Origin of the sequence: Curtobacterium sp. A7_M15 (genome assembly GCF_030705415.1) — a bacterium.
In the GTDB taxonomy this organism is placed as follows: Bacteria; Actinomycetota; Actinomycetes; order Actinomycetales; family Microbacteriaceae; genus Curtobacterium.
On the sequence record NZ_JAUZED010000004.1, the window covers coordinates 55,310 to 80,032 of the forward strand.

Here is a 24,723-nt window from a genome sequence, read left to right on the forward strand (position 1 = left end):
CCCCCCCGCGCGGGGGCCCCCGCCCCGCCCGGCGCCGCGGCCCCGCGCGCCCCCCCACGGCGCTTCCGGATGCTCCGGAAGATGCCGAACCCGAAGATGGCGATCAGTGCCACGGCCGCCGCGGCCGTGATCACGGTCTCCCACTGCGCCTGGACGTTCAGCTCGACGGTGGCGGGGGTGGCGATCTTGACCCCGGTCGGGCTCGTGAGCGACAGGGTCAGGTTGACCTTGCCGTTCGCGACCGACTGGACGGGGACGGTCGTGCGGGTGGACGAATCCGGCTGGATCTTGACCTCGATGTCGTTCCGCACGACCCGCAGGGCGGAGTTCGACGGCTGGACGGACAGCAGCACCGTGACCGGGAAGTCCGAGCGGTTCCGGATGGAGATCGGCAGCGAGGAGCGGTCACCGAGCAGGGTCAGGCTGCTCGAGTCCGGGATGCTGATCTGCGAGGTCTTCCCGGCCCAGTTCGCGACCTGGGCGTCGACGGCGGTCGCGAGGCCGTCCGTGTCGCTCCGCCACGAGTTCGAGGCCAGGGCGAGGAGTCGGAGCCGAGCGGGCGCGGTCAGGTCGGTCGGGGTGTCGAGCGCGGACGCGAAGCCCGCGAGGTCGCGCTCGCCCCGTACCAGCTGCTGCAGTTGGTCGACCCGGGCGTCGCCGTTCGTCCCGGCGGACAGGGTCAGGGAGCCTGCCGTGGCGGCTGCAGTGGTGGAGAGGTCCGCCGGTGCCACCCAGGCGGTGTCCTCGAGCGCGTCGAGGGCCTGGCTCAGCCGCGCGGAGTTCGTCGGCCAGTCGCGACCGAGCGTCAGCAGGATCGGAGCCTCGGCGGTGCCCGCCCGGGCGGCGGTGGCGAGCGTGGCGGTGAGCTCGGACATCGCCGTCGACCACTCCTGCTGGCTCGACGCGGTCGCCGCGGTGCGGAGCAGGGCGGACATCGACTGGTCGGACACGAGGACGTGCTGCCCGCCGATCTGCTCGGACGCGGCGATCGTGGTGTCGGCGCCGGCCGAGGTGTTGCCGCTCGACACGATGGTCGTCTTCGAGCCCGCCGTCGCGAGCGCCGGCAGGTCGGCCGCGGTGACGGTGCCGTCGGACGGCCAGGCGATGCCGTCCATCGACCACGGGAAGTCGAGCAGGGAGTCGGTGGTGGGCAGCGTCGCGGGTGTCTCGTCGGCCGCACCGGGGTCGGCGGTGGCGTCGTCGGTCGGGGCCGTCGAGGCGGAGGGATCGGCCGTGGGGCTCTGCGGGTCGGACGTCGGCGTCGGCGTGGGGGTGGACGCTCCGGGGAAGTTCTGCTGCTTGATCTCCTGGTCGAGCGAGATCGGCGTCAGGATCCCGTCGGCGCCCGCCTGCCGGAGACCGGTGACGTCCGCATCGGCGTAGGGCAGCGCGAAGGTCTCGTTGCGGAGCGACTCGAGCCGGGCCAGCCACGCGGTCGCGGACGACGGCGCGTTCTCGCCGAGGATCCGGATGGACGCGATGATCCGCGGGTCGACGGCGACGGCGACGTTGTGGTCCTCGGCGGCGTCGAGCTGCTGGGTGAGCGTGCCGTCGACGGCGGTCGCGGACGCCAGGATGCCGGCCGTCAGGACGCCCTCGTTCGTCGCCGGGACCGTGATGGGCATCGCGACGGAGACGCTCACCGGGGTCTGGTCCGTCTCGGGGTACCAGGTGATCGCGGACCGCGCCACGGCGTAGGTGTCGCCGGCCGTGTACTCGGCGGCGATGCGTCGCGCACCGAACGAGGAGTACCCGCCGAGCGCGACGTTCCCCGAGACGATCTTCACTGAGCCGAGCGTGACGGATCGGTGCGCGGGGACCGCCGGGACGTCCACCGAGTCCATCGGGGCGCCGAGGTAACCGGTCGTGCTGGTGTCGGCGAGCCAGTCGGAGAGCACGTCTCGCGTGCTCACCGAGCGGAAGATGTCGAGCTCCGCGGTGCCGGCGGGGACGTCCGCGTCGGTGTCGTTCGTGACGGTGACGGAGAGCTCGAGGTCCTCGTCGCGCTGGACGATCCCGCGGTTCGCCGGGGCGATCGTGATCGTCGTCTTCCCGCGTTCGGCGGCAGCGGGGTGCGCGGCGTGGGTCGTGGCGGTCGAGGCCGTCGTGGCGAGCGCACCGTCGGCCGCAGCGGGCGCGACCACGAGGCCGAGCGCGACGAGGGCCGACGCGGCGGCGGCGAGCGTGGTGCGGAAGATCTGCATGCGTGAGGGGCCACGGGGTCGGTTCGGGCCGTGCACGAGTGTATGAGGCCCGACCATGAACGCTCCCGTGCGCGCGGACGTTGTGGAGAACTCGGGCACGCGATCTGGGAGGATGAGGACCGTCATGCAGTCCGTTGCCCAGGCCGTCGAGCGACTCGACGCACTCGCCGCCACCGAGCCCGTCGCCGTCCTCGCTCGGGCCTTCGCCGACGCCGGACACGAACTCGCCCTCGTCGGCGGGCCCGTCCGTGACGCGTTCCTCGGCCGTGCGGTCACCGACCTCGACTTCACCACCGACGCCCGACCGGACGACATCCTGCGGATCGTCGGACCGGTCGCGAGCAAGACGTGGGACGTCGGGCGCCAGTTCGGCACCATCGCCGCGCGGGTCGCCGGCGAGCAGGTCGAGATCACGACCTACCGGAGCGACGTCTACGACGGTGAGACCCGGAAGCCCGAGGTCGCGTTCGGCGACACCATCGAGGACGACCTGCTCCGCCGCGACTTCACCGTCAACGCGATGGCGCTCCGGCTGCCGGCGCGGGAGCTCGTCGACGTGCACGGCGGCGTCGAGGACCTCCTCGCCGAGCGCCTGCACACGCCGCAGGCAGCTCGCGTCTCCTTCCGGGACGACCCGCTGCGGATGATGCGCGCCGCACGGTTCACCGCACAGCTCGGCTTCACCGTCTCGGACGAGGTGCGTGGAGCGATGACGGACCTGGCCGACTCGATCGACATCGTGTCCGCCGAGCGGGTCCGCGACGAACTGGTCAAGCTGCTGAACACCGACGAGCCCGTGGACGGCGTGCGGCTGCTCGTCGACACCGGCCTCGCGGAGCGCTTCCTGCCCGAGCTGCCCGCGATGCGGCTCGAGATCGACGAGCACCACCACCACAAGGACGTCTACGAGCACTCCCTCACGGTCCTGACCCAGGCGATCGGGTACGAGGCCGAACGGCACCCCGGCGACGACCCCGACACCGTGCTCCGGCTCGCGGCGCTCCTGCACGACATCGGCAAGCCGGCGACCCGCAAGCTCGAACCAGGCGGCGCCGTGAGCTTCCACCACCACGACCTGGTCGGCTCCAAGCTCGCGAAGAAGCGGCTCCGTGCGCTGCGCTTCGACAACGACACCATCGCCGCCGTCAGCCGCCTGATCGAGCTGCACCTCCGCTTCTTCGGCTACACCGACGGCGCGTGGACCGACTCCGCCGTGCGCCGCTACGTCCGGGACGCCGGCGACCAGCTCGAGCGCCTGCACGAGCTCACCCGCTCCGACGTCACCACCAGGAACCGCCGCAAGGCCGACCGGCTCGCCTTCGCCTACGACGACCTCGAGGACCGGATCGCGGAACTCTCCGAGCAGGAGAAGCTCGACTCGATCCGGCCCGACCTGTCCGGCGACGACATCATGCGCATCCTCGACATCCCGCCGGGACGTGCCGTGGGCGAGGCGTACCGCTTCCTCCTCGAGCTGCGGATGGACGAGGGGCCCCTCGGGCCCGAGGACGCCGAGACCCGTCTGCGCGACTGGTGGGGTGCCCGGGACGCGAGCGCCTGACGGACGCGACCGGTTCTGCACAGCCGGTGGCGCGCCTCCAGGCCGTCCGCTAAGCTTGCCGGGTTGTCCGCGCGCATCCTGCGTGGCCGGACACATGCATCAACCCTCCTGCCCCGAGAACCGCTCGGGGCCGCTGAGACCAGAGGAGGTGGGTTCCGCATGCACCAGTACGAACTGATGGCGATCCTCGACCCCGAGATCGATGAGCGCACTGTCGCCCCCAGCCTGGACAAGTTCCTCGCTGTGATCCGCAACGACGGTGGCACCGTCGACAACGTGGACGTCTGGGGCCGTCGTCGTCTCGCCTACGAGATCGCGAAGAAGTCCGAGGGCATCTACGCCGTCGTGGACTTCACGTCCTCCCCCGAGGCCGCCAAGGAGCTGGACCGTCAGCTCGGCCTCTCCGAGGCCGTGCTCCGCACGAAGGTCCTCCGCGCCGAAGAGGGCATCGCGCAGGTCGCCGCCCAGAAGCAGCGCGACGAGGCCCGCGCGGCCCGCAAGGCCGCCAACGCGACCGCGAGCGCCGAGTAACCCGTGGCCGGCGAAACCGTCATCACGGTGGTGGGCAACCTCACCGCGGACCCGGAGCTGCGCTACACGCAGAACGGGCTCGCCGTGGCGAACTTCACCATCGCGTCGACTCCTCGTACGTTCGACCGTCAGGCGAACGAGTGGAAGGACGGCGACGCGCTGTTCCTCCGTGCGAGCGTCTGGCGCGAGTTCGCCGAGCACGTGGCGGGCTCGCTGACGAAGGGCTCGCGCGTCATCGCGCAGGGTCGCCTCCGTCAGCGCTCGTACCAGGACCGTGAGGGCCAGCAGCGCACGAGCATCGAGCTCGAGGTCGACGAGATCGGCCCGTCGCTCCGCTACGCGACCGCGCAGATCACCCGTGCTGCGGGTGGCTCCGGCGGCGGTCGCGGCCAGGTCGGTGGCGGCAACGCCTCGGCAGGCAACGGCGGCAACGGTGGCGGCTGGAACAACGGCGGCGGTCAGTCGGACGCGCCCTGGTCCCCCCAGGGCGGCCAGCAGGGCGGCAACGCACAGTCGAACGACGTGTGGAGCACCCCGGGCGGCACGTACGACGACGAGACCCCGTTCTGATCCTCCGCGGTTCAACGGACACAACTTCCACTTCTTAAGGACAAACAATGGCTGGAAAGAGCACCGGCGATCGCCGGAAGCCTCGCGGCAAGGGCGGCAAGAACGCCGCTCCCGCGAAGTCGATCAAGGTCGGCGTCATCGACTACAAGGACGTCGCGACCCTTCGCAAGTTCATCTCGGAGCGTGGCAAGATCCGCGCCCGTCGCATCACCGGCGTCTCCGTCCAGGAGCAGCGCCTCATCGCCCGTGCCGTGAAGAACGCCCGTGAGATGGCGCTCCTCCCCTACGCCGGCTCCGGCCGCTGATCGGAGGTCGACACATGTCGAAGCTCATCCTCACCCACGAGGTCTCCGGCCTCGGTTCCGCCGGTGACGTCGTCGACGTCAAGAACGGCTACGCCCGCAACTACCTGATCCCGCAGGGCTTCGCTGTCGCGTGGTCCAAGGGCGGCGAGAAGCAGGTCGAGTCGATCCGTGCGGCACGTGCCGCTCGCGAGCTCGCCACCATCGAAGAGGCCCAGGACCTCAAGATGAAGCTCGAGAACGCGACCATCAAGCTGACCGTCAAGGCCGGCAAGGACGGTCGTCTGTTCGGCTCCGTCCGTCCGGGTGACGTCGCCGACGCCGTCCAGGCGCAGGGCGTCGGCTCGCTCGACAAGCGCAAGGTCGAGGTCCCCGCGACCATCAAGACCGTCGGTGATCACGAGGCCACCGTGCGCCTGCGCGAGGACATCACTGCGGTGATCTCGCTCCAGGTCGTCGCCGCCAAGTAACACTTGCTGCGGTCGTCCGCTCACGACGGGCGGGTCTCCTCCGGGAGGCCCGCCCGTCGTCGCGTTCCGGGGTCGGAAGCTGCTGTGCAGACCCGGGAGGCGCGGCTCGTCCCGCGCTGACGGGTTACTTCTCAGACAGGGTTGCGGTTACTGGGAACGGCTTGGGAAAGTTGTCCTCAGGTTTCTGTTTGTCAACTGTTTTTACACAGGCGAAACGACCCATTCGCCAACCTTCAACGCGTACTTGAACCCCACTTCTCCACACATGGTGTGGAACAGAAAAGGCCAGGTCAGGCGGTCGAAAGTGTGTTCCCTGCCCGACTTGTCCACACCCCTGTCCACAGTTGTCCACACACCATCCCGGCGTGTTCCGCAGGCTCTCCACAGAGTTATCCACAGGCCTGTTTGCTGGGGATAACTCTGTCCCCGTAGCTTGGCCCAGCGACTCGGCGATGTCGGTCGCCCGGGGTAGAACAGGGGTCGGTCGGTTCGTCGTGGACGCCGTCGACGAACCAGCCGTCACCACAGACCAAGAGGAGCAAGTGTGTCGATCGCGCATCTCGAACCCGCGCCGCAGGACTACGCGGATCGTGGTGGCGCGGAACGCACTCCCCCGCACGACATGCTCGCCGAGCAGTCGACGATCGGCGGCATGCTCCTGTCGAAGGACGCCGTGGCCGACGTCATCGAGACCGCTCGTGGCGTGGACTTCTACATCCCCAAGCACGAGGTCATCTTCGACGCGATCCTGTCCCTCTACTCGCACGGTGAGCCGACCGACGTCATCGCGGTCACCGACGAGCTGACGAAGACGGGCTTGCTGTCCCGCGCCGGCGGCGCCGAGTACCTGCACAGCGTGACGAGCATGGTGCCCACCGCGGCGAACGCCGGGTACTACGCGGCGATCGTGGCCGAGAAGGCCGTGCTGCGCCGCCTGGTCGACGCGGGCACCCGCATCGTGCAGATGGGCTACGCGTCCGAGGGTGAGGTCACCGACCTCGTCAACAGCGCCCAGGCCGAGGTCTACAACGTCGCCGGCGGCGTCCAGACCGAGGACTACGTCCCCCTGACCGACGCGATCTCCGCCGCCCTCGACGAGATCGAGGCGGCGAAGGGACGCGACGGGCAGATGACGGGCGTCCCGACCGGGTTCGCCCAGCTCGACGGCCTCACCAACGGCTTCCACCCCGGACAGCTCATCATCATCGCCGCCCGTCCGGCCCTCGGGAAGTCGACGCTCGCGCTCGATCTCTGCCGAGCCGCCGCGATCAAGCACAACGAGACCGCCGCGTTCTTCTCGCTCGAGATGGGTCGCGCCGAGATCGCGATGCGTCTGCTCTCCGCCGAGTCCAGCGTCCCGCTGCAGAACATGCGCAAGGGCACCGTCGACTCCCGCGACTGGACGACCATCGCGCAGACCCGTGGGCGGATCAACGACGCCCCGTTCTTCATCGACGACTCCCCCAACATGACCCTCGTCGAGATCCGCGCGAAGTGCCGTCGCCTCAAGCAGCAGCACAACCTGCGCATGGTCGTCATCGACTACCTGCAGCTCATGACGTCGGGCAAGAAGGTCGAGAGCCGCCAGCAAGAGGTCTCCGAGTTCTCCCGTGCGCTGAAGCTCATGGCGAAGGAGCTCCAGGTTCCCGTCGTCGCACTGTCGCAGCTGAACCGTGGTCCCGAGCAGCGTGCCGACAAGAAGCCCCAGATCTCGGACCTGCGTGAGTCCGGGTCGATCGAGCAGGACGCCGACATGGTCATCCTGCTGCACCGTGAGTCGGCGTACGAGAAGGACAACCCGCGCCAGGGCGAGGCGGACCTCATCGTGGCGAAGCACCGCAACGGGCCGACGGACACGATCACGGTGGCGTTCCACGGGATGTTCTCGAGATTTGTGGACATGCCGCAGTAGACCCTGTCGCCGCGCGCATAATCTGTCTCCTTCGCACACAACTTGTCGCCATGCGCACGGGCGGGGGCGTCGGTTCATCGTTCGCCCCGGGTCCTGGGAGCGTGCGCGAAGCGTCGCATGACGCACCTTTATCGATCAGGATCGGGGACCGCCTATCTGAGACAAGAGCTCCAGGCAGCCAGCGCTAGCAGGTGCCTCAGCGACGCATCGATTCGCCTACGGGAAGTAAGTCCGCGTTGTCGGTGTCGCCGAGTCCGGTCGACGACCCACTGTCAGCCGCTCCTGTCGAGACCGGTATCCGACTCGTGATCGGTACTCACCAATGTCGGTGCTGGACCCTATCCTGATGCACACCGTCACCGCTGCCATGCAGGAATGGCGCAGAAGCGCCGTCCTGATTCCTATCCGTACGGGTGACACCCGCACCCAGAGCAGGAGCGTCAATCGTGTCTGAGCTACCCACCCGCGGCGCCGTCTTCTGGCCTGTCGGCACCGGCGACAGCACCACCATCGTGATCGACGATGACACTGTGATGCAGGTCGACCTGCACGACATGGCGAAGGCTGACTCCGACGACGCTCCGGAGGTGGCTGTCGTCGACGAACTCATCGCGAGCCTGCCCGTCAGAGACGGCAAGCCCTACCTCGCGGTGTTCGCGCTGACGCACGCCGATAAGGACCACTGCCTTGGCTTCGCCGACCTCCTCAGCGCGGTGACGATCGGTGAGCTCTGGGCTACACCGCGCCTCTGGCGCGAATACACGGAGGGAGGCGCCGAGGACGAACTTTGCGAAGACGCGAAGGCGTTCCAAGCGGAGGCCGAACGTCGAGTCGAAGCGATCAAAGCCGCGGTCGCGGACAACGTTGACCCGGCAAGCGGGGACCGGCTGCTCGTCATCGGGTATGACACCGAACACAGCAGGCACGCGTACGACGAACTGCCGGACCGCTACAAGAGCGGCCCAGGAAAGCTCATTAGCACCCTCGACTTCGAAGACACTACCGGCCGCTTCGAGGCGTTCATCCACGCTCCGTTCGCCGACGACGCGGCAGCAGCCCGCAACGAAACCTCGCTAGCGATGCAGATCGTGTTGCAGGACGAATCCGGCATCACCGGGAAAATGCTCCTCTTCGGCGACCTCGCGCACGACACGATCATGAAGGTCTTCGACTACAGCGAAGCGCACGACCGTGATCAGCGGGTCGAGTGGGACCTGCTGCTCGCGCCACACCACTGTTCTAAGCGCGTGATGTACCTGCGGACTCTCGACGGCGACGAAGTCGTGCAGCAGGACGTCTTGGACGCGTTCGAGCGCAACCAGCTCCCCGGGGCCGTCATCGTCTCCAGTAGCGCGGTGATCCCGGACGAGGACGAGGACGGCAAGAATCCGCCGCACAAGATGGCTTTCGACCGCTACTCCGAAGTGGCCGACGAGGTCCTCGTCACCATGGAATGGTTGGGCGTCAGCGAACCCTCGCCGATTGTGTTTGGCGTCACCGCGGAGGGAGCCGGTATCGTCCGCGACGCATTCGTCGAGCTCGCCGCTACTGAGGCCTTCTCGCACTCGTCGCAGACGATCGAGACGCGGCTCACGAAGGTCATCGCCTCAGCGACCACCGTGGCAAAGGCCGTATCCAAGGGCCCTAGCGCCGCTGCGACCGGTTCAGATCGGGTGCGCGATGTCACCACGGCTGATCGGGGCGGAGAGACCGCACCACAGACCGTCGGCTTCGGAAAGTGAATACCGCTGCAGTCGAGCAGATACAGCAGCTGGCGTCGACCTCCGGCCCCATTCAGCTTCATACGGTGTCAGAGGAACGCGGATACACGGTCCTGCGGGTCTCACTTGACACCCGCGGAATACTGCACGCCCCAACAGGGATCCGGCTTCGAGGACGCGAAATCTTCGACATCATGGTGCCCCCGGCGTTCCCGTTCGAAGCGCCCTCCGTGTGGGCGACCCACCAGCGTTGGGCGGGAACCGCGCACGTGCAGTGGGGACGCAGCATCTGCATTTATGCAGCACCGTCCGTGGAGTGGAGCCCAGCGGACGGAATGCGTGGGCTGATCGACCGACTCGCGCTATGGCTCGAACGCGCAGCGGCCGGCACCCTCGACCCGGACGGGCAGCCGCTGCACCCGCCAGTTGCGTACCCCGGCGTGGACGCCGGTCATTTGGTCGTCCGCGCGGACCTCGGCGACCGTGTCCCGTGGAACTCCAGCGGCGACGCAACTGCAGTTCTCTTCGCGGGGTGTGTCCAGGTCGGAGCCGATCGTGCCGACGTCGTGGAGTGGTACACGCGCGACGAGCTTTTCGCGACGCTGACCACGGGCGCCTTCACAGCCACCGACCCTCAAGGCCGGCCGCGGTTCGTCGCCGTGGCCGGGTTCATCTCCGACCAGATTGCCTTCGAATACCCCGACAAAGCACAAGAGCTTCTCGACGCGCTCGAGCGCTCTGGACTTGCCGCAGAAACCTTGCTCAGCAACCTCTCACTGGCACAGGTCGTGAACGAGATTCTGCAACGACAACTGTCTCAGAGCACCCTGCCGAACATTGTTCTGCTCGGCACCCCGGCACGACGCATCGAAACCGCTCGGCTCGCACACCTCGCCGCGTGGCAGCTGGAGGGCATCGGCGATAAGGTCGCATCGCTGCTGGGCAAGGCTGACTGGGGAGTGCTCAAGCAGGATCGGGCTGACATCTACGATTTGGTTCACCAGTGGCTAAGGGTTGCGAGCATCGCGTGGAAGCGCGTGTGGGAAGACCGACCCGAGGTGACCAGGCCCCGTGACACCGACACGCCAACGTCGCGGCTCCGCGGGAAACGAGTGCTGTTGCTTGGTGCTGGTGCGCTGGGAGCGCCCATCGCCGAGCACTGCGTTCGCGCCCGCGTCTCCGCAATCACGATCGTGGACAACGGCCGAGTGAACCCGGGCATCTTGTCCCGGCAGCCTTACCGCGATGCTGACATCTCCAAACGCAAGGCAAACATTCTGGCGGAACGCCTCCGAATGATCCGGCCTGACGTCATCGTCACTGCGGAACCCCGCGACGCCAAACACACTTTCGAGTCCGTGGATCAACTGGATCAATACGACCTGATCATTGACGCGACCGCGGACATCGGAGTCCGCAGCGCCATCGAAACGCGACGCGCGGCGGGCCGCTCGCAGTGGCCGCCTGTGCTGGCAATGATGGTCGGCCATGAGGCCACCGTCGGTGTCGTCGCAGCATCGCACCGAGAAGCATCCGGCGGACCGGTCGACGTACTCCGCCGCTTCTCTCTCACGTGCCTGGCAACGCCGACGCTCGGTGACATCGCGGCGGACTTCTTCCCAGGAAAGCCCCGCGGAGATCTGTTCTTCCCCGAACCAGGCTGCTCCTCGCCAACCTTCGTCGGGTCAAACGCCGACGCAACCGCCCTGAGTGGCATGCTCCTCAGCGAGGGGATGACGCTGCTTGCAGCGAGCGACGCGCCAATGAGCGCAACCGCAGTCCGGCGCGATAGTCAGACGCGACCAGCAGTACAGACTGCGTCTTGGCAGTCGGACACGATCCTCGAGGACGCGAACGGGTCCGGATACGAAGTCCGACTCACCGCAGCAGCACTGACAGAGATGCGTGCGGAAGCTCGTCGAGGCCGCCGAGTTCGCGGCTCGCGCGTCGAGACCGGAGGCATGCTTCTCGGCGCAATCGATGAAGCCTGCAAGGTGATCTACGTCGATCGAGCTGCAGGACCTCCTCCTGACAGTCGTCTCTCGGCGGTGTACTTCCAACACGGAACGTTTGGTACGCAGGAAGTCATCGATGAACGGCGTGCCGCGACGCAGGAACGACAGAGCTTCGTCGGACTCTGGCACACCCATCCCTACGGTGCTGCCGAGCCGTCCGCGACGGACGACGAAGGGATGTGGGAGCTCGTCAACCTGCACGGCATTGGCCGCCGCGCGTTGATGATCATCGCAGGCGGACCGACCGCGTGGGACCACTGGCTGCAGGACGCGACCACACCGGAGCTGTACGCTCGAATCTCACACATCGGAGCTCGCGCCCAGCCATCCGACAGTGGCTCCGTCCGTGATGCGCCGGCAGACTTCTTCTCTGGCGGTTTCGCCTACCCGGCGCGCTTCCACGCACACCCGGGAGAACGTTCGTGACGGGGATTCGAATTGGCTTAGCGCTCTCCGGCGGCGGCTTCCGCGCGGTCGCGTTTGGACTCGGCGCTCTCCGTGCGCTGCATGACAGGGACCTACTTTCGTCCGTCAGTGTCGTGTCCGGTATCAGCGGCGGTGCGATCCTGTCAGCGCTTTGGGCTTACGGGTCGAAAGAGTTCGACGAGTTCGACCTCAGCACCCGGAAATTGCTCCGAAAGGGGATGCAGCAGGAATTGATGCTCCGGGCGTTCAATCCTCGTTCGGCTGCACGCTCACTCGCATCGGCGGCGCGCGCCGCCGCCGCGGGGCACCCGCGAGCTTTCTCACGCACCGAGGCGCTGGTTGCTGTCCTGGCAGCGCGTGGACTCGACCGGCCGCTATCGACCGTCGCACATTCAGACCTGTCAGTCATCCTCTCGGCCACAGACCTCTCCAACGGGAACGCCGTTCGGTTCGGCAGTCAAGTTAGTTCCAGCAGCCCACTCGGCCGGATCACTGATCTGGTATCCGTCGCGGACGCCGCCGCCGCTTCCGCCGCATTCCCGCTGCTCCTTCCACCGCTGGTGCGCGAGTACGAGTTCGAACGATCCGACGGCAGCCGCCACACAGCTCGGATCGCGATGACCGACGGAGGGGTCTACGACAACCTCGGTGTCACACCACTCCTGCCGGGCCGATCAAGGCAATTCACTAGTCACGTATACGACCTCGACGCTTTGATCGTCGTCGACGCCGGTCGCGGCCGGTACGACCGGAAGCCGGCGACGCAGTGGCTCAATCGGACAAAGCAAACCTTCGAGATCTCGCACGGACGTGTCCAGGACGGCACCCGGTCCAGGCTCCATGCCGTGAGCGGACTGCCGCTTGTGCACGTGTACCTTGGGTCGTCCGACGCACGTCTGCCGGCAATCCCCGACCTGATACCCCGCGACCCGATCTCCGCGTACGGAACAAACTTCTCCGCTATGCCTGCACGTGCGCTAGAAGGACTGTCCGTCCGCGCCGAGCAGATCACACGTGCGCTCGTCAACGACTACCTTTGATGCGCATACAGGAAATTGCCCGCCCAGGCCTGCTCTACGGGAACACTTCAGGATCTACAGCCAGTCGGACACCCGGCTAGCCGTCCGGGCCGTCGTTGATCACGCGGTGCGTCTATTCTGGTCGTACGGTGAAGTCGTGCCAGCCGAGATCGAGAAGGTCGTCTGCCACGTCATCCACGATGGGCACCTCCTCGTGTCCACGCACCACTCGGTCCCGCTCATCACGACTGGCGTTCAAGCGCCCGCCGGCACCATCGAGGATGGCGAGACGCCTGAGCAAGCCGCGGAAAGAGAACTGTTCGAGGAAACCGGCCAAAGAGGCCGAGTAGTGCAGCCGCTCGGCGTGGAACGGTATGACTTGCGCCCCTCCCGTGATCAGATCACGCTGCGCCGCTTCTTCCTGATGACCGCGGAGAGTTCGCCCTTGACCGTGCGGCTGGTGCGTCGTCGCCCAGGCTCTCCGCGGGAAGACTTGACTTGGCGATTCCACGTCCGCTAGCCGATCGACCATCGGACGGCCGCGCCGTCGCTGGAACGTGCGTTCCGACGGACGATCGCTGCCGGACGACCGCACGGTAGCGCCGCCGTACGCTCGAAAAATCGACGACGGGAGTGACGATGGAAGACCTGCGTGGAGTCCGCGCCCTCATCACCGGAGGAACCTCGGGTCTCGGACTCGCGATGGCCGAGGGACTCGTCGAGGCTGGTGCCCGTGTCGCGGTCACGGGGCGGTCGGCGGCCCGGGTTGCCGCGGCTGCCGAGGCGCTCGGGGCGGAGGCGATCGGGATCGCGATGGACAGCCGCGATGAAACCTCCGTCGACGGCGGAACAGCCCAGGCGGGGGATGCCCTCGGCGGTATCGACCTCCTGGTGAACAACGCCGGGATCGGGATGCGCACCGTGAACCCCGACTTCATGACCGCGCCCCGAGGCTTCTGGACCGTCACGCCCGGCGGCTTCCGCGACGTGGTCGACACGAACCTGACCGGCTACTTCCTGGTGGCCCGGGCCGTGGTGCCGCGCATGCTCGAGGCAGGGAGCGGACGCGTCGTCACGATCAGCATGAACCACGGCACGATGAACCGCCGCGGCTTCGTGCCGTACGGTCCGTCCCGCGCGGGCGCGGAGGCATTCGCCCGGATCATGGCTGCGGACCTCGCGGACACCCCGGTGCGGGCGAACATCCTGCTGCCGGGCGGTGCGACGGACACCGGCATGCTCGACGGTACGGCGCGGCCGGACGGTCTCACCGTCCTCCCCGCGGACGTCATGCGGGAGCCGATCCGGTGGCTCGCGTCTCGCGCGGCAGCCGACGTGCACGACGAACGGATCATCGCGTCAGGGTTCGCGGAGTGGGTGGCGAGTCGGCGGGGATGAACCGCCCGCGCAGGTCAACGCGCCTCGTGAAGAGGCTCGGACATCGATTGCCGATACCCCGGGAGCGCTGCGCCCCGCTGATTCGGGAACACGGAGGAGAGCGCCGCGTTACACCTGTGGTGTACCCCCGGGGGGTATACGTACACTGTCGACGTCAGCTGGGTCAGATCGGAGCAGGATGGACACGCATGAGCACCACCAGGTGAACGAGCACGAGCACACCGTCCATGACGGCGGACACACGACGACGTCGTGGGCGATGGCTGCACAAGCGACACTGCACTGCCTCACCGGCTGCGCGATCGGTGAAGTCCTCGGCATGGTGATCGGCACCGCGGCCGGGTTCCACAATGCCGGCACGATCGTCCTGTCCATCGTCCTGGCGTTCATCTTCGGCTACGCCCTCACCATGCGCGGCGTCATCAAGTCCGGACTGACCGTCGCGGCAGCGTTCAAGGTCGCTCTCGCAGCTGACACCGTCTCGATCGCGGTCATGGAGATCATCGACAACACGGTCGTGGTCGCGATTCCGGGAGCGATGGACGCGCAGCTCGACCAGTGGCTGTTCTGGGGCTCGCTCGCGCTCTCCCTCGCCCTCGCGTTCGTCGTCACCACCCCGGTGAACCGCTGGATGATCAGCCGCGGCCTCGGCCACGCCGTCGTCCACGGACACCACTAGAACCCTGGAAGCGCGTCGGGGCAGAGACGGAAGGACCGTACATCGCAGCCGTCCCGGCTCGATTCACAGCGTCCGGGCGTAGTCGACGGTCGGGTACGGGATGAAGCCGAGGGCTTCGTGGAGGGCTCGTGCCGGCGCGTGGAACTCGTCACCCCCGGTCCCGACGTGCGCCACGGTCACCCCGAGTTGTTCGAGGCCGTTCAGCGCGGCCACGCAGAGCGCTCGCGCGACTCCACGGCGGTGGGCGTTCGGGTGGACGGCGACCATCTCCAGTCGTCCGGAGGACTCACCCGTGGTGTTCCAGCCGACGTACCCGAGCGGTTCGCCGCTCTCTGCCGCCAGCGTGATGAAGCGACCCTCGTCGGGAGCGAGCAGGGACGGTACCTCGCGGCGGTCGTCGTCTTCCCAGCGTCCGTGGTCGTGCGCAGTGACTTCGGCCCGGAGCTGCACGAGGGAGCCAGGGAAGAGGCGCATCCTCATCCGTACCGGCTACCCATCGATCTCCGGACGCTGTGGCAGTGTTTCTGCGTGAGTTCCATCGAAGTGGTCGAGGGTCGGAGCCCGGGGGACACGCGGCGGATCCTCGAGGCGTTGCCTGACTGGTTCGGCGATCCTGTCGCGATCGACAACTACGTGTCTGCGACCGAGGATGCGGCGTTCGGAAGTCTGCTCGCTGTGGGAACTGCGGGAGTGGTCGGGATCGCGCTGACGCGGCGCCACTTCCGGGAGGCTGCGGAACTCCACCTCATCGCAGTCGACCCGACGCAGCGCGGGTCCGGTGTCGGAAGAGCCCTGGTCGAACACGTGGTCGATACGCTGCGAACCGACGGCTGCACGTTGCTCTCGGTGCACACGGTCGGACCGTCGTTCGAGCACGAGCCGTACGCGCAGACGCGCGCCTTCTACCGCAGCGTCGGGTTCACGCCGCTGGAGGAGCACGACGGCCTCGATTGGTCCGGTCCGACGCTCATCCTGGTCCGGTCCGTAGGCGGCGCAACGAGCGGATCGTGACTCGTTCATGATCGGTCATCGAGACGGGAGCCGCATCGCTCCTCGCCGACTGATTGCATGAACTGTGCGACAACAATCTGGAGACCAGACTTCGCGGGTACGGAAGCTGGCGCTGGTGCTGGGAATCGCCGCGGGGTTCTTCTGGCTCGTCGCGCTCGCGCTGCCGATCTCCCTGGTCGTTCTCATCGGCAACCTTCCGGGGGAGGACCCAGGGCGCGGCGAGCGAGCCCTCGTGATCGCTTTCGGCGCGTTCTTGTGCTTCGCGCTCCTCGCGATTCCCGCAACGATCGGCTCCTTCGTCGTGCGCCGCGCAGGAGTCCGCAGCAGCAGCGCCGGAACGAACTCGGCCCGGTAGCGGACCAGAGGAACCGTGGTGCCGCCGTCACCTCCCGATCTGCACGACCGCGATCGCCGACAGCACGAACGCCACGATCGCCGCACTCGACCGGAGCACGTCGATGCGCTCCCACCGCACCACGACCTGCTTCCAGTCCGCCGGAGGGTCGAGCGGATCCCAGTCGTTCACCCCGATGTTGATCGGGACCGTGCCGAGGAACGACGCCAGCACGAACACCCCGAGTGCCACGGCGCCCCCGACCCGCCAGCCGAACCCGTCACCCGTACCCGCGACGACGAAGGCGGCGGCGGTGGCGAGCACCGCCGGGAGCATGAGCATCGGCACGACGACCTTCAAGCACTTGACGAGCGCGATGCGGGTCCGGAGGTGAGCGTCGTCGGGCAGGGCGTTCATCGCGGGTTGGACGCCCCACCGCACGATGAACTCCTCGCCGGCGAGGAGACCGACGAGGACGAGCTGCACGACCAGGATCACGTTCATGGACCACAGCATCGGCCGAGCCGCTGACGCCGCCCTGACGCGGCGCTGACGCGACCGACCATCGGACGGGAGGCGCGGTGCGGGCTGGCACCCCGCCACCCGGCCGCCCCCAGGTCCCCCAGCACCTGGTCACCGTCAGGGCACGCGCGCGGATGGGGCAGGATGGGAACGACGGAGTGACGATCGGGGGAACCGTGCAGCAACGGTGTGACCAGTGCCGACGACCCATCCAGGGTGAGCCGGTCCGGACCGCGACGCGGACGCTGTGCGACGCGTGCGGGACGACCTTCCTCGGGCTGGCTGCCGGGACGATGGCCGGCAACGGCGACGTCGGGCAGTCGATCGCGACGGCCGGCTGGTTCGAGCGTCTGCGCCGCCGCAAGCGCGACTGAGCGCCCGGGAGGGCGTCAGCGCACGGCGGCGAGGATCTCTGCCTCTTCGTCTGCCTCGAGACCCGCCCGCCGCGGCCGCTCCACCCCGCGGTCACGCTCGTCGGCGAGCACCCCGGCGAGGGTCTCCGAGAGCGGACGACTCCCGCCGCCGGCGTCACGGAACGCCCGCGCCGACCGGTGCATGAGGGCCGCGTCGGAGTGCGGGAGCCACAGCGGCAGCGACCTCGGCCCGGCCCAGTACTGCACGTGGTGGGCGAGCAGGACGTCGTCCTCCACCTCGACGAGCTCGCCGTCGAAGCCCGCGACCTCGACCGCGAGGCGGAGGAAGTCACGCATGGGCAGGACCTCGCCGACCGCGTTGACGACACCGGCGCGACCGGACCGCGCCGCACCTCCGACCCACGCGGCCAGGTCGGTGACGTCGATGACCTGCACGGTCCGTCCTGACGAGGTGGGCGCGAGCACCGGCCCGGGTCGGCTGAGCCGGGCGGGCCAGTACCCGAACCGGTCACTCGGGTCCCCGGCGCCCACGATCAGCCCGGGGCGGGCGACCAGGAGCCGCGATCCGAGTCGATCGGCGCTGCTGCGCTCGGCGGCCACCTTGGCGTCCGCGTACTGCGTCAGGTCGACGGGTTCGACGACCTCAGCGGTCTCGTCCGCACCCGGCTCGTCGTTCCGCGCGTAGACGGAGACGGTCGACACGAGCGTCCAGTGCGCGGCGGAGTCGGCGAGCGCGTCGAGCGCCGGACGGACGAGTCCGGGGTCGGACGAGAGCTCGACCACCTCGTCCCACGCGCCGCGCACGGGTTCGTACGCGCCCTGTGCGCGACGGTCGGTGCGGACGTGCCGCGCGCCGTCGGGGACGTCCCCCGTCGCACCGCGCGCGAGGCAGGTGACCTCGGTCCCCCGCTCGAGGAGGTCCTGGACGATCGCACGTCCGAGCCATCCGGTCCCGCCCAGTACCAGTGCGCGCATGCTCCCAGTCAACCGTGCTCGGCGCCGAGCGTCCGGCTCGTCCACCCGGCCAGTGCGGCGGTCGCAGTCCTCGAGATCACGGCGTCGGGGACCATGCTCGTGAAGCCGTGGAAGGCTCCGGGCCACACGTGCAGCTCGGCGTCGACGCCCGCCGCCCAGAGTCCGCTCGCGAAGGCCACGGTCTCGTCGCGGAAGACCTCGGCGCTGCCGCAGTCGATGTAGGTGCGTGGGAGTCCGGCGAGGTCCGTCGCCCGCGCGGGAGCGGCGTACACGGACACCTCGTCGGTGGCGCGTCGGCTGCCGAGGTACGCGTCCCACCCGAACCGGGTCAGCTGCCGGTCGGCGACCCCGACACCGTCGATCTGCACGGTGGAGACGGTCTCGTCGCGGTCGTCGAGCATCGGTGACACGAGGATCTGGGCCAGCAGCGACGGCCCCTGTCGATCGCGGGCGAGCAGTGCCGTGCCCGCTGCGAGGCCGCCGCCGGCACTCTGCCCGGCGATGACGAGGCGGTCGGGGTCGATACCGAGCTCCTCGGCGTGCTCGGACACCCAGACGAGCCCGGCGTAGCAGTCCTCGACCGGGAACGGGTCCGGGTACTCGGGCGCGAGGCGGTAGTCCACGCTGATGAGCACGACGTCGTGGACGAGCAGCCAGTCGTCGTAGGAGTCGAGGTTGCCGAGGTGGTGGCCGAACACCATGCCGCCGCCGTGGATCGTGTAGACGCCGGTGGTCGCCCCGGTGCGGCCGGTGCGCTGGATCACCGCGAGGTCGATCGGGTCGCCGCGGTGACCGGGCACGGTGATGCGTCGCCGCTCGTACCCACGGGCGTGCAGGCGTGCGTCGAGTTCGGCCTCGGTGACGTCGAGCTGCCGCATGTGCGGCAGCACCTCGGGCGTGACGGTGAAGGGACCACGCGCTGCGAGGGCGTCGAGGAACGGCACGAGTTCGGGGTCGAACGGCGGGCGGGCGGTGGCGACGGACACGGGTGCACTCCTTCGATGACGAAGTGGCGACTCCCGTGAGACGCGTGTGAGGTCCCGACCGCGGACCTTTTCCCTCTGCGGTCGACCCTAGCGCACCTCCGCGACCCGGATCACACCGACGCCTCGGTCCCCCGGATCCGCCCGACGACGACGTCGACGATCCCCGCGAGCAACGCCGCGGCGACGAACCCGAGCGCCACGCCCAGCCCGAGCGGCAACCCTTGCGCGTAGTCGCCCTTCGAGCTGGCGAGCGCCGAGTAGAAGACGCTGCCGACGGCCGCGATGCCGATCGCGGACCCGACGCGGGCGCCGACCTGGATGAGCCCGCCGGCCGAGCCGCCCTGTTCCACCGGTACCTCGGACAGCGTGAGCGTCTGGTTCGGCGAGATCGTCAGCCCGGAGCCGACCCCGGCGACGAGGAGCGGCACGACGAGCCACCACCCGAGGTCGGACCGGTAGTGGTTCGCCACGACCCAGATCACCCCGCCGAGGCCGATGAGCACGAGGATCGTCCCGACGACGATGAGTTGTCGCCCGAACCGCGAGACGACGCGTCCGCCGATGGTCGACGCGATGCCCGAGCCGATCGCGAACGGCACCGAGGACAGCCCGGCCAGCAGCGCCGAGTAGTGCAGCCCGGACTGCAGCGCCAGGGTCAGGACGAAGAACAGCGGCGTGAACCCGGCGAAGTACAGCGTCGCGAGTCCGACACCGAGCGAGAACGAGCGGCGTCGGAAGAGCCCGAGGTCGATGACGGGCTCCTTCGACCTGGCGTACCGCCGCTCCCACAGGACGAACAGCGCGCCGAGCACGACGGCCGCGACGACGAGCCACCACTTCGCGGTGCCCTCCCACTCCTGCGACTGCACGAAGGGCAGCAGCAGGGCGACCACCGCGGCGCCGAGCAGGGCGATCCCGACCGGGTCGAAGTCGTGCTTCCGGCCGCGTTCCGACCGGCTCGCGGCCGGCAGGTAGCGGAAGGCCAGGAGGATCGTGACGAGTCCCACGGGCAGGTTCACGAAGAAGACGAACCGCCAGCCGTTCTCGGGGCCGAAGGCGGTGATGAGCAGACCGCCGACGAGGGGGCCGATGGCGGTGGCGATCCCGACCGTGGCGCCGAACAGGCCGAAGGCGGTGCCGCGCTCCTTCCCGCGGAACAGCTGCTGGATGAGGGCCGTCACCTGGGGCGTGAGCAGACCACCGGCGAGGCCCTGCACGAGCCGCGCGACGACCAGCACGATCCCGTTCGGGGCGAACCCGCAGAGCGCGCTCGCGAGGGTGAACAGGCCGACTCCGACGATGAACATCCGTCGGCGGCCCGAGGCGTCTCCCAGACGGCCGCCGGGGACGAGCAGGAGGCCGAACGCCAGCGCGTAACCGGAGAGGATCCACTGCACGGCCTCCGGGGTGGCCCCGGGCAGCCCGGAGGAGATCGACTGCAGGGCGACGTTGACGATCGACACGTCGAGCAGGACGATGCCGCCGCCGAGCAGGCAGATGACCAGGGCCTTCCACCTGTTCGGGTCCGGCTGCTCGCCGGATCCGGTCTCGGCGCGCTCGGGCGGCGCGGCGGCTGCGGCGTGGTGCGCATCGTGGTGCGGGACGGTGGGAGCCGCGTCGGGCTCGGCAGGGAGTCGGTGTTCGGGTGCCATGACGCTCTCACGCTAGGCCGCGGGCGCGGTGCCGGTCCGGCGAACACGGTTCTTGTCCACACCTTCAGGAGGCGCGGTGCGGGCCCGGTACGCACCGTGCGTCCGACCGCAGCGCGTCCGACCACCCGCACCGCGCCTCCTGGACCGTGCGGCGGGACGCTGCCTGGCAGCATGGGGTGGTGACGACCGATCCGGACCCCGCCCTCGTGCCCGAGCTCCTCGTCACCGACGTGGACGCGAGCATCGCCTTCTGGTCCGGCCTGTGCGGGTTCACCGTGGCCTACGCGCGTCCCGAGGAACGGTTCGCCTACCTGACCCTCGGGTCGGCGCACGTCATGCTCGAGCAGGCCGGGGTCGGCCGGAACTGGCTCACCGGGCCGCTGGACCGACCGCTCGGACGCGGGATCAACCTGCAGATCGCCGTCCCGGATGCCGATGCCGTCGCGGCGTCCCTGCGTGCCGGCGGTGTCGGCCTCTTCATGCCGGCGGAGACGCGCTGGTACCGCGTCGGCGACGAGGAAGCCGGGGTGCGGCAGTTCCTGGTCACCGATCCCGACGGGTACCTGCTGCGCTTCCAGTCCTCGACGGGGCGCCGACCGGTCGTCCGGTAGTCGGGCTCACGCCTCGTCGCGCAGCGACCGCACCATGCTCCGCAGTGCGCTGAGGGCCGCGGCCTGCTCGTCGGGCGACATCCCGCCGAGCATCCGCACCTCGACGCCGCGGACCGCTGCCGAGGCCTCGGCGAGACGCTCCCGTCCGAGCGGCGTGAGCTGTGCCGGAAGAGCCTTGCCGACCGGTGCCTCGGACGCCCGCGACACCGATCCGTCCCGCTCGAGGGCCTGCAGCAGGACGTTCATCGACTGCCGGGTGACGAACGCTCCGCGGGCGAGGTCGGAGTTCGACGATCCCGGACGCTGCGCGAGCAGTTCGAGGCACGAGTAGTGCGTGATGGTCATGCCGAGCGGGCGCAGGACCGCCTCCATCGCGGTGCGGAGCGCGCTCGATGCCTCCTTGAGGAGGTACCCGAGGGACGTGTCCAGGTCGATGCCGTGTCCGTCCCGCCGCATGTCAGTAGTCTGACATAGGTTCATGCGTGTCAGGAGACTGACACAACCGAAGGAGATCCCATGTCCGTCACCGGTCCCGACTTCATCTCGCTGCAGACCCGCGACCTCGCCGCGTCGCAGGCGTTCTACGAGCAGTACCTCGGCCTCGTCCGCTCGCAGGCCGGCCCGCCGCACGCGGTGGTCTTCGAGACCACGCCGATCGCGTTCGCCCTGCGCGACCTCGTTCCGGGCACGGACCTCGACGCCGTGCCCCAGCCGGGCCTCGGCGCGGCGATCTGGCTGCACGCGACCGACGTCCAGGCGATCCACGACGCGCTCGTCGCCGACGGCCACCGCATCGTCTCCGCGCCGATCGACGGTCCGTTCGGTCGGACGTTCACCTTCGCCGACCCCGACGGCTACCAAGTGACGCTGCACGACCGAGCCTGAGGATCCGTTCGGTTCCCCGCCCGACCGGGCCGAGCGGTCTACGGTGACCGCATGAGTGAAGACGCGGGGGGCGAGCAGCTGTGGCGGTCGATCGTCGGGCGTCCGGCGCTGTGGATGGCCGTGGCGTGGACCGCCCTGGGCGTGGTGTGGCTCGTGTTCGCCGGGGTCGAGGGCCACGGCGAGGTGTGGCGGTGGATCATCGGCGGGGTCTGGATCGCGCTCGGCGTCGGCCGGATCGCCGTCGCGGTATGGGACCGGCGGCACCGGCGCGGGCGGTACGTGGGGCGCTGACCCGGCGGTGCGGTGAGGGGTCAGTCCTCGTCGGGGGCCCGGCGGCGGACGACCAGAGCAGCAGTGACGATCGCGGCGGCCACGAGCACCCCGATGCCGCCCAGGACCCACGGCGTCACGCCCGGCCCCGACGAGTCCGCGGGGGCGCTGGCGGCGTCCGTCGACGCGCTCGGGTCCGGCATCGCCGTCGACGTCGAGGTCGATGCGGTGGGACTCGGACTCGTGGACGGTGCCTCGGTCGGTGCGCCCGTCGACGTGAACCGGTAGCTCCCCGAGATCGGGTGTCCGTCGACCGAGACGCTCCGCCACGTCACCGTGTACGAGCCGGGAGCCGTGAGGTCGGCGGCCGTGCGCAGCGTGCTGCCGTCGACGTCGACGCTCCCGCCACTGACCTCGTCCCCGGCGGGGCCGGTGACGCTGATGACGATGCCCGACTCGAGCCCGGCCAGGGGCGGCTCGGAGAACGTCAGCGCGACTTGGTCGACCTCACCGCCGACGGTCGCGTCCGCCGCGGGTGCGGCTCCGGCGAGGACGTCGTGCGCGGATGCTGGTGCCGCGGTGACGAGGACGAACGCCAGGGCGACGGCCGACACGGCGGTGGCGAGGAGGGCACGGAAGGGCACGGTCCATTGTCGCCGATCGAGATCGGAGCCCGCGGACCGCGCCCTGCCGCTCGCAGGCACCGGCATGCGCTACGGTCCGAACATGATCGTCTGGATCAACGGGACGCACGGCGTCGGCAAGACGACCACCAGCAGACTGGTGCAGCCGCTCCTGCCGCACGCCCGCGTGCTCGATCCGGAGAAGGTCGGTGAGACCCTCATGGACGTGACGCCGTCGTTGCCGGACAGCGGTGACTTCCAGCATTGGGACCCCTGGCGACCCCTCGTCGTCGAGACGGCCCGGCAGGTCCTGGCGTTCGCGGGCGGCACGCTCGTGATGCCGCAGACGGTCCTCGTCGAGCGGTACTGGCGGGAGATCGCCACCGGGTTCGCGACGCACGGGATCCCGGTCCGGCACTTCGTCCTCCACGCCGACCAGGACACCCTGCGGGACCGGATCCGGAACGACGCGGTGGTGGGGCCGTCGACCTTCCGCTCCAGCCGGGTCGAGCCCTACGCCGAGGCGGCACGCGCCTGGCTGCACGCCGCGGCCGAGGTCGTCGACACCACGGACACGCCGCCCGACGAGGTGGCGCAGCAGATCGCGGACGCGGTGCAGCACGGCGCACCGGACCCGTCGACCCAGCGGCTCGCACGGTGAGCGCCCTCGTGCAGCGGTCGCAGTGGTCGGCCGTGACGTCCGACCCGGCCGATGCCGCAGCGCTCGTCACCCGTGTCCCCGACGTCCGCCGCGCGACGGTCGACGGCGGTGGCCCCGGGTTCTCGTTCGAGGAGCGGCGTCGTGGGTCCGACCTGTTGTCCCTCGTGTCGATGGCCAGCTCCGGCGTCGTCGAGGGGACGGTCGAGGCCGAATCCGCGATGGTCCTCTTCTGGTTGAAGTCCGGCAGCGGTTCGGTCGACGGCGACGGGGTGCCCACCGGCCGCCCCGTCCTGTTCCGCCACGACCCGCAGCACGTCCGGTGGGACGGCTTCCAGCTCGACCTCATCCGCATCGACCGGACCACGGTCGAGCAGGTCGCGGCCGAACGCGGCGCCTGGCACCCGGGTCCCATCGAGTTCCAGCCGCACCACATCCCCGAGGGGCCGACGCTCGCCGCCTGGTGGCTGATGGTGCGCGCGGTGGCGGCCGACGTGCTGCGCGGTCCGGAAGAGGTCACCGAGGAGCACGAGCGCGAACTGACCCGCTTCGCGGCGGGTGGCCTGCTCACCGCGATCCCGCACTGGCCCGTCGGGCAGGACCAGCCCCGCACGGCTGCGGCGGCGCGCTTCGCCCGGGCCGAGACGTACCTGCTCGAGCACGCGACCGAGCAGATCACCGTCGAGGACGTCGCGGCGGCGGCGGGGCTGAGCGTCCGCGGGCTCCAGGACGCGTTCCGCCGACACCACGGCATCACGCCGACGACCTACCTCCGTCGGATCCGGCTGCTGCTCGCCCGTGAGGGCCTCGAGTCCGGGGACGACCGGAGCGTCGGTGACGTGGCACGTGACGCGGGGTTCGCGCACCTCGGTCGGTTCGCCAGGAGCTACCGCGACGAATTCGGGGTGCTGCCGCGCGAGACCTGGCACGCCGCGCGCCGCGGCTGATCCGCCGCGCCGCTCAGGCCGCCAGCGCCGGCACGGCCGGGGTCGAGCCCGGCGCGGGCTCGTCCCG

28 protein-coding genes are annotated in these 24,723 nt (G+C 69.4%); 20 read left to right on the forward strand and 8 right to left on the reverse strand.

Going from position 1 to position 24,723, the window contains the following annotated elements; translation table 11 throughout:
• A partial coding sequence (locus tag Q7F20_RS01725) for a DUF6049 family protein (RefSeq protein ID WP_305738383.1) occupies positions 1-2,204 on the reverse strand: 2,204 nt, incomplete at its 3' end.
• A 124-nt stretch (positions 2,205-2,328) separates the two neighbouring features.
• Here Q7F20_RS01725 and Q7F20_RS01730 point away from each other — a divergent pair.
• The 12 genes from Q7F20_RS01730 to Q7F20_RS01785 all read left to right on the forward strand — a co-directional run bounded on the left by Q7F20_RS01730 (position 2,329) and on the right by Q7F20_RS01785 (position 14,808).
• Positions 2,329-3,765, forward strand: coding sequence for a CCA tRNA nucleotidyltransferase (locus Q7F20_RS01730; protein ID WP_305738384.1), 1,437 nt, complete (start codon positions 2,329-2,331; stop codon positions 3,763-3,765).
• A gap of 159 nt (positions 3,766-3,924) precedes the next feature.
• Complete coding sequence (gene rpsF / locus Q7F20_RS01735) at positions 3,925-4,296, forward strand: 30S ribosomal protein S6 (protein ID WP_305738385.1); 372 nt, start codon at positions 3,925-3,927, stop codon at positions 4,294-4,296.
• A gap of 3 nt (positions 4,297-4,299) precedes the next feature.
• Positions 4,300-4,866: a single-stranded DNA-binding protein gene (locus tag Q7F20_RS01740; RefSeq protein ID WP_305738386.1), complete on the forward strand. Its 567-nt coding sequence runs from the start codon at positions 4,300-4,302 to the stop codon at positions 4,864-4,866.
• Positions 4,867-4,913: 47 nt separating this feature from the next.
• Positions 4,914-5,171 carry a 30S ribosomal protein S18 gene (gene rpsR / locus Q7F20_RS01745; protein WP_017887834.1) on the forward strand — a complete coding sequence of 86 codons (258 nt, stop codon included), beginning with the start codon at positions 4,914-4,916 and terminating at the stop codon, positions 5,169-5,171.
• Positions 5,172-5,185: 14 nt separating this feature from the next.
• Positions 5,186-5,638 carry a 50S ribosomal protein L9 gene (rplI, locus tag Q7F20_RS01750; RefSeq protein ID WP_069712629.1) on the forward strand — a complete coding sequence of 151 codons (453 nt, stop codon included), beginning with the start codon at positions 5,186-5,188 and terminating at the stop codon, positions 5,636-5,638.
• 544 nt (positions 5,639-6,182) lie between these two features.
• Positions 6,183-7,550, forward strand: coding sequence for a replicative DNA helicase (gene dnaB, locus Q7F20_RS01755; protein WP_070417481.1), 1,368 nt, complete (start codon positions 6,183-6,185; stop codon positions 7,548-7,550).
• A gap of 446 nt (positions 7,551-7,996) precedes the next feature.
• Positions 7,997-9,292 carry a hypothetical protein gene (locus Q7F20_RS01760; protein WP_305738387.1) on the forward strand — a complete coding sequence of 432 codons (1,296 nt, stop codon included), beginning with the start codon at positions 7,997-7,999 and terminating at the stop codon, positions 9,290-9,292.
• On the forward strand, positions 9,289-11,712 hold the full coding sequence (locus tag Q7F20_RS01765) for a ThiF family adenylyltransferase (protein WP_305738388.1): 2,424 nt from the start codon (positions 9,289-9,291) through the stop codon (positions 11,710-11,712). Before Q7F20_RS01760 ends, Q7F20_RS01765 begins: the two co-directional genes overlap by 4 nt.
• Positions 11,709-12,752, forward strand: a complete 1,044-nt coding sequence (locus tag Q7F20_RS01770; protein ID WP_305738389.1) for a patatin-like phospholipase family protein — start codon at positions 11,709-11,711, stop codon at positions 12,750-12,752. The genes Q7F20_RS01765 and Q7F20_RS01770 overlap by 4 nt, the downstream gene beginning before the upstream one ends.
• A gap of 136 nt (positions 12,753-12,888) precedes the next feature.
• A complete protein-coding gene (locus Q7F20_RS01775; protein ID WP_305738390.1) occupies positions 12,889-13,251 on the forward strand; it encodes an NUDIX domain-containing protein in 363 nt (120 codons plus the stop codon).
• Positions 13,252-13,370: 119 nt separating this feature from the next.
• A complete protein-coding gene (locus Q7F20_RS01780) occupies positions 13,371-14,129 on the forward strand; it encodes an SDR family NAD(P)-dependent oxidoreductase (RefSeq protein ID WP_305738391.1) in 759 nt (252 codons plus the stop codon).
• Positions 14,130-14,307: 178 nt separating this feature from the next.
• Entirely contained in the window at positions 14,308-14,808 is a 501-nt protein-coding gene (locus Q7F20_RS01785) for a DUF4396 domain-containing protein (protein ID WP_305738392.1), read from the forward strand.
• A 63-nt stretch (positions 14,809-14,871) separates the two neighbouring features.
• Here the strand turns inward: Q7F20_RS01785 and Q7F20_RS01790 are convergent, their stop codons facing one another.
• A complete protein-coding gene (locus Q7F20_RS01790; RefSeq protein WP_305738393.1) occupies positions 14,872-15,282 on the reverse strand; it encodes a GNAT family N-acetyltransferase in 411 nt (136 codons plus the stop codon).
• 117 nt (positions 15,283-15,399) lie between these two features.
• Between Q7F20_RS01790 and Q7F20_RS01795 the strand changes: the two genes are divergently transcribed.
• Together Q7F20_RS01795 and Q7F20_RS01800 are read left to right on the forward strand one after the other, a co-directional pair.
• The gene (locus Q7F20_RS01795; protein WP_305738394.1) at positions 15,400-15,819 is read left to right on the forward strand and encodes an N-acetyltransferase; all 420 of its coding nucleotides are present in this window, start codon (positions 15,400-15,402) and stop codon (positions 15,817-15,819) included.
• 115 nt (positions 15,820-15,934) lie between these two features.
• On the forward strand, positions 15,935-16,174 hold the full coding sequence (locus tag Q7F20_RS01800; RefSeq protein ID WP_305738395.1) for a hypothetical protein: 240 nt from the start codon (positions 15,935-15,937) through the stop codon (positions 16,172-16,174).
• A 27-nt stretch (positions 16,175-16,201) separates the two neighbouring features.
• On the opposite strand, the gene Q7F20_RS01805 is transcribed toward Q7F20_RS01800, so the two are convergent.
• Positions 16,202-16,657 (reverse strand): DUF1772 domain-containing protein, encoded by a 456-nt coding sequence (locus Q7F20_RS01805; RefSeq protein ID WP_305738396.1) that lies wholly within the window; start codon positions 16,655-16,657, stop codon positions 16,202-16,204.
• A 194-nt stretch (positions 16,658-16,851) separates the two neighbouring features.
• On the opposite strand from Q7F20_RS01805, the gene Q7F20_RS01810 reads away from it, so the two are divergent.
• Positions 16,852-17,049: a hypothetical protein gene (locus Q7F20_RS01810; RefSeq protein WP_305738397.1), complete on the forward strand. Its 198-nt coding sequence runs from the start codon at positions 16,852-16,854 to the stop codon at positions 17,047-17,049.
• 15 nt (positions 17,050-17,064) lie between these two features.
• Here the strand turns inward: Q7F20_RS01810 and Q7F20_RS01815 are convergent, their stop codons facing one another.
• From Q7F20_RS01815 to Q7F20_RS01825, 3 genes are all read right to left on the reverse strand, one after another.
• Positions 17,065-18,024 carry an NAD-dependent epimerase/dehydratase family protein gene (locus Q7F20_RS01815; RefSeq protein WP_305738398.1) on the reverse strand — a complete coding sequence of 320 codons (960 nt, stop codon included), beginning with the start codon at positions 18,022-18,024 and terminating at the stop codon, positions 17,065-17,067.
• 8 nt (positions 18,025-18,032) lie between these two features.
• Entirely contained in the window at positions 18,033-19,010 is a 978-nt protein-coding gene (locus Q7F20_RS01820) for an alpha/beta hydrolase fold domain-containing protein (RefSeq protein WP_305738399.1), read from the reverse strand.
• 110 nt (positions 19,011-19,120) lie between these two features.
• Entirely contained in the window at positions 19,121-20,662 is a 1,542-nt protein-coding gene (locus Q7F20_RS01825; protein WP_305738400.1) for an MFS transporter, read from the reverse strand.
• Between the two features lie 179 nt (positions 20,663-20,841).
• On the opposite strand from Q7F20_RS01825, the gene Q7F20_RS01830 reads away from it, so the two are divergent.
• Complete coding sequence (locus tag Q7F20_RS01830) at positions 20,842-21,273, forward strand: VOC family protein (protein WP_305738401.1); 432 nt, start codon at positions 20,842-20,844, stop codon at positions 21,271-21,273.
• Between the two features lie 6 nt (positions 21,274-21,279).
• On the opposite strand, the gene Q7F20_RS01835 is transcribed toward Q7F20_RS01830, so the two are convergent.
• The gene (locus tag Q7F20_RS01835) at positions 21,280-21,729 is read right to left on the reverse strand and encodes a MarR family winged helix-turn-helix transcriptional regulator (RefSeq protein WP_305738402.1); all 450 of its coding nucleotides are present in this window, start codon (positions 21,727-21,729) and stop codon (positions 21,280-21,282) included.
• A gap of 60 nt (positions 21,730-21,789) precedes the next feature.
• Between Q7F20_RS01835 and Q7F20_RS01840 the strand changes: the two genes are divergently transcribed.
• Both Q7F20_RS01840 and Q7F20_RS01845 read left to right on the forward strand, forming a co-directional pair.
• Positions 21,790-22,158 (forward strand): VOC family protein, encoded by a 369-nt coding sequence (locus Q7F20_RS01840; RefSeq protein ID WP_305738403.1) that lies wholly within the window; start codon positions 21,790-21,792, stop codon positions 22,156-22,158.
• 51 nt (positions 22,159-22,209) lie between these two features.
• Positions 22,210-22,449: a hypothetical protein gene (locus Q7F20_RS01845; RefSeq protein ID WP_305738404.1), complete on the forward strand. Its 240-nt coding sequence runs from the start codon at positions 22,210-22,212 to the stop codon at positions 22,447-22,449.
• Positions 22,450-22,469: 20 nt separating this feature from the next.
• Here Q7F20_RS01845 and Q7F20_RS01850 read toward each other — a convergent pair whose 3' ends face one another.
• Entirely contained in the window at positions 22,470-23,072 is a 603-nt protein-coding gene (locus tag Q7F20_RS01850; protein WP_305738405.1) for a copper resistance protein CopC, read from the reverse strand.
• A gap of 82 nt (positions 23,073-23,154) precedes the next feature.
• On the opposite strand from Q7F20_RS01850, the gene Q7F20_RS01855 reads away from it, so the two are divergent.
• Both Q7F20_RS01855 and Q7F20_RS01860 read left to right on the forward strand, forming a co-directional pair.
• Positions 23,155-23,712: an AAA family ATPase gene (locus Q7F20_RS01855; protein WP_305738406.1), complete on the forward strand. Its 558-nt coding sequence runs from the start codon at positions 23,155-23,157 to the stop codon at positions 23,710-23,712.
• Entirely contained in the window at positions 23,709-24,656 is a 948-nt protein-coding gene (locus Q7F20_RS01860) for an AraC family transcriptional regulator (RefSeq protein ID WP_305738407.1), read from the forward strand. Before Q7F20_RS01855 ends, Q7F20_RS01860 begins: the two co-directional genes overlap by 4 nt.
• Positions 24,657-24,723: the final 67 nt, after the last annotated feature.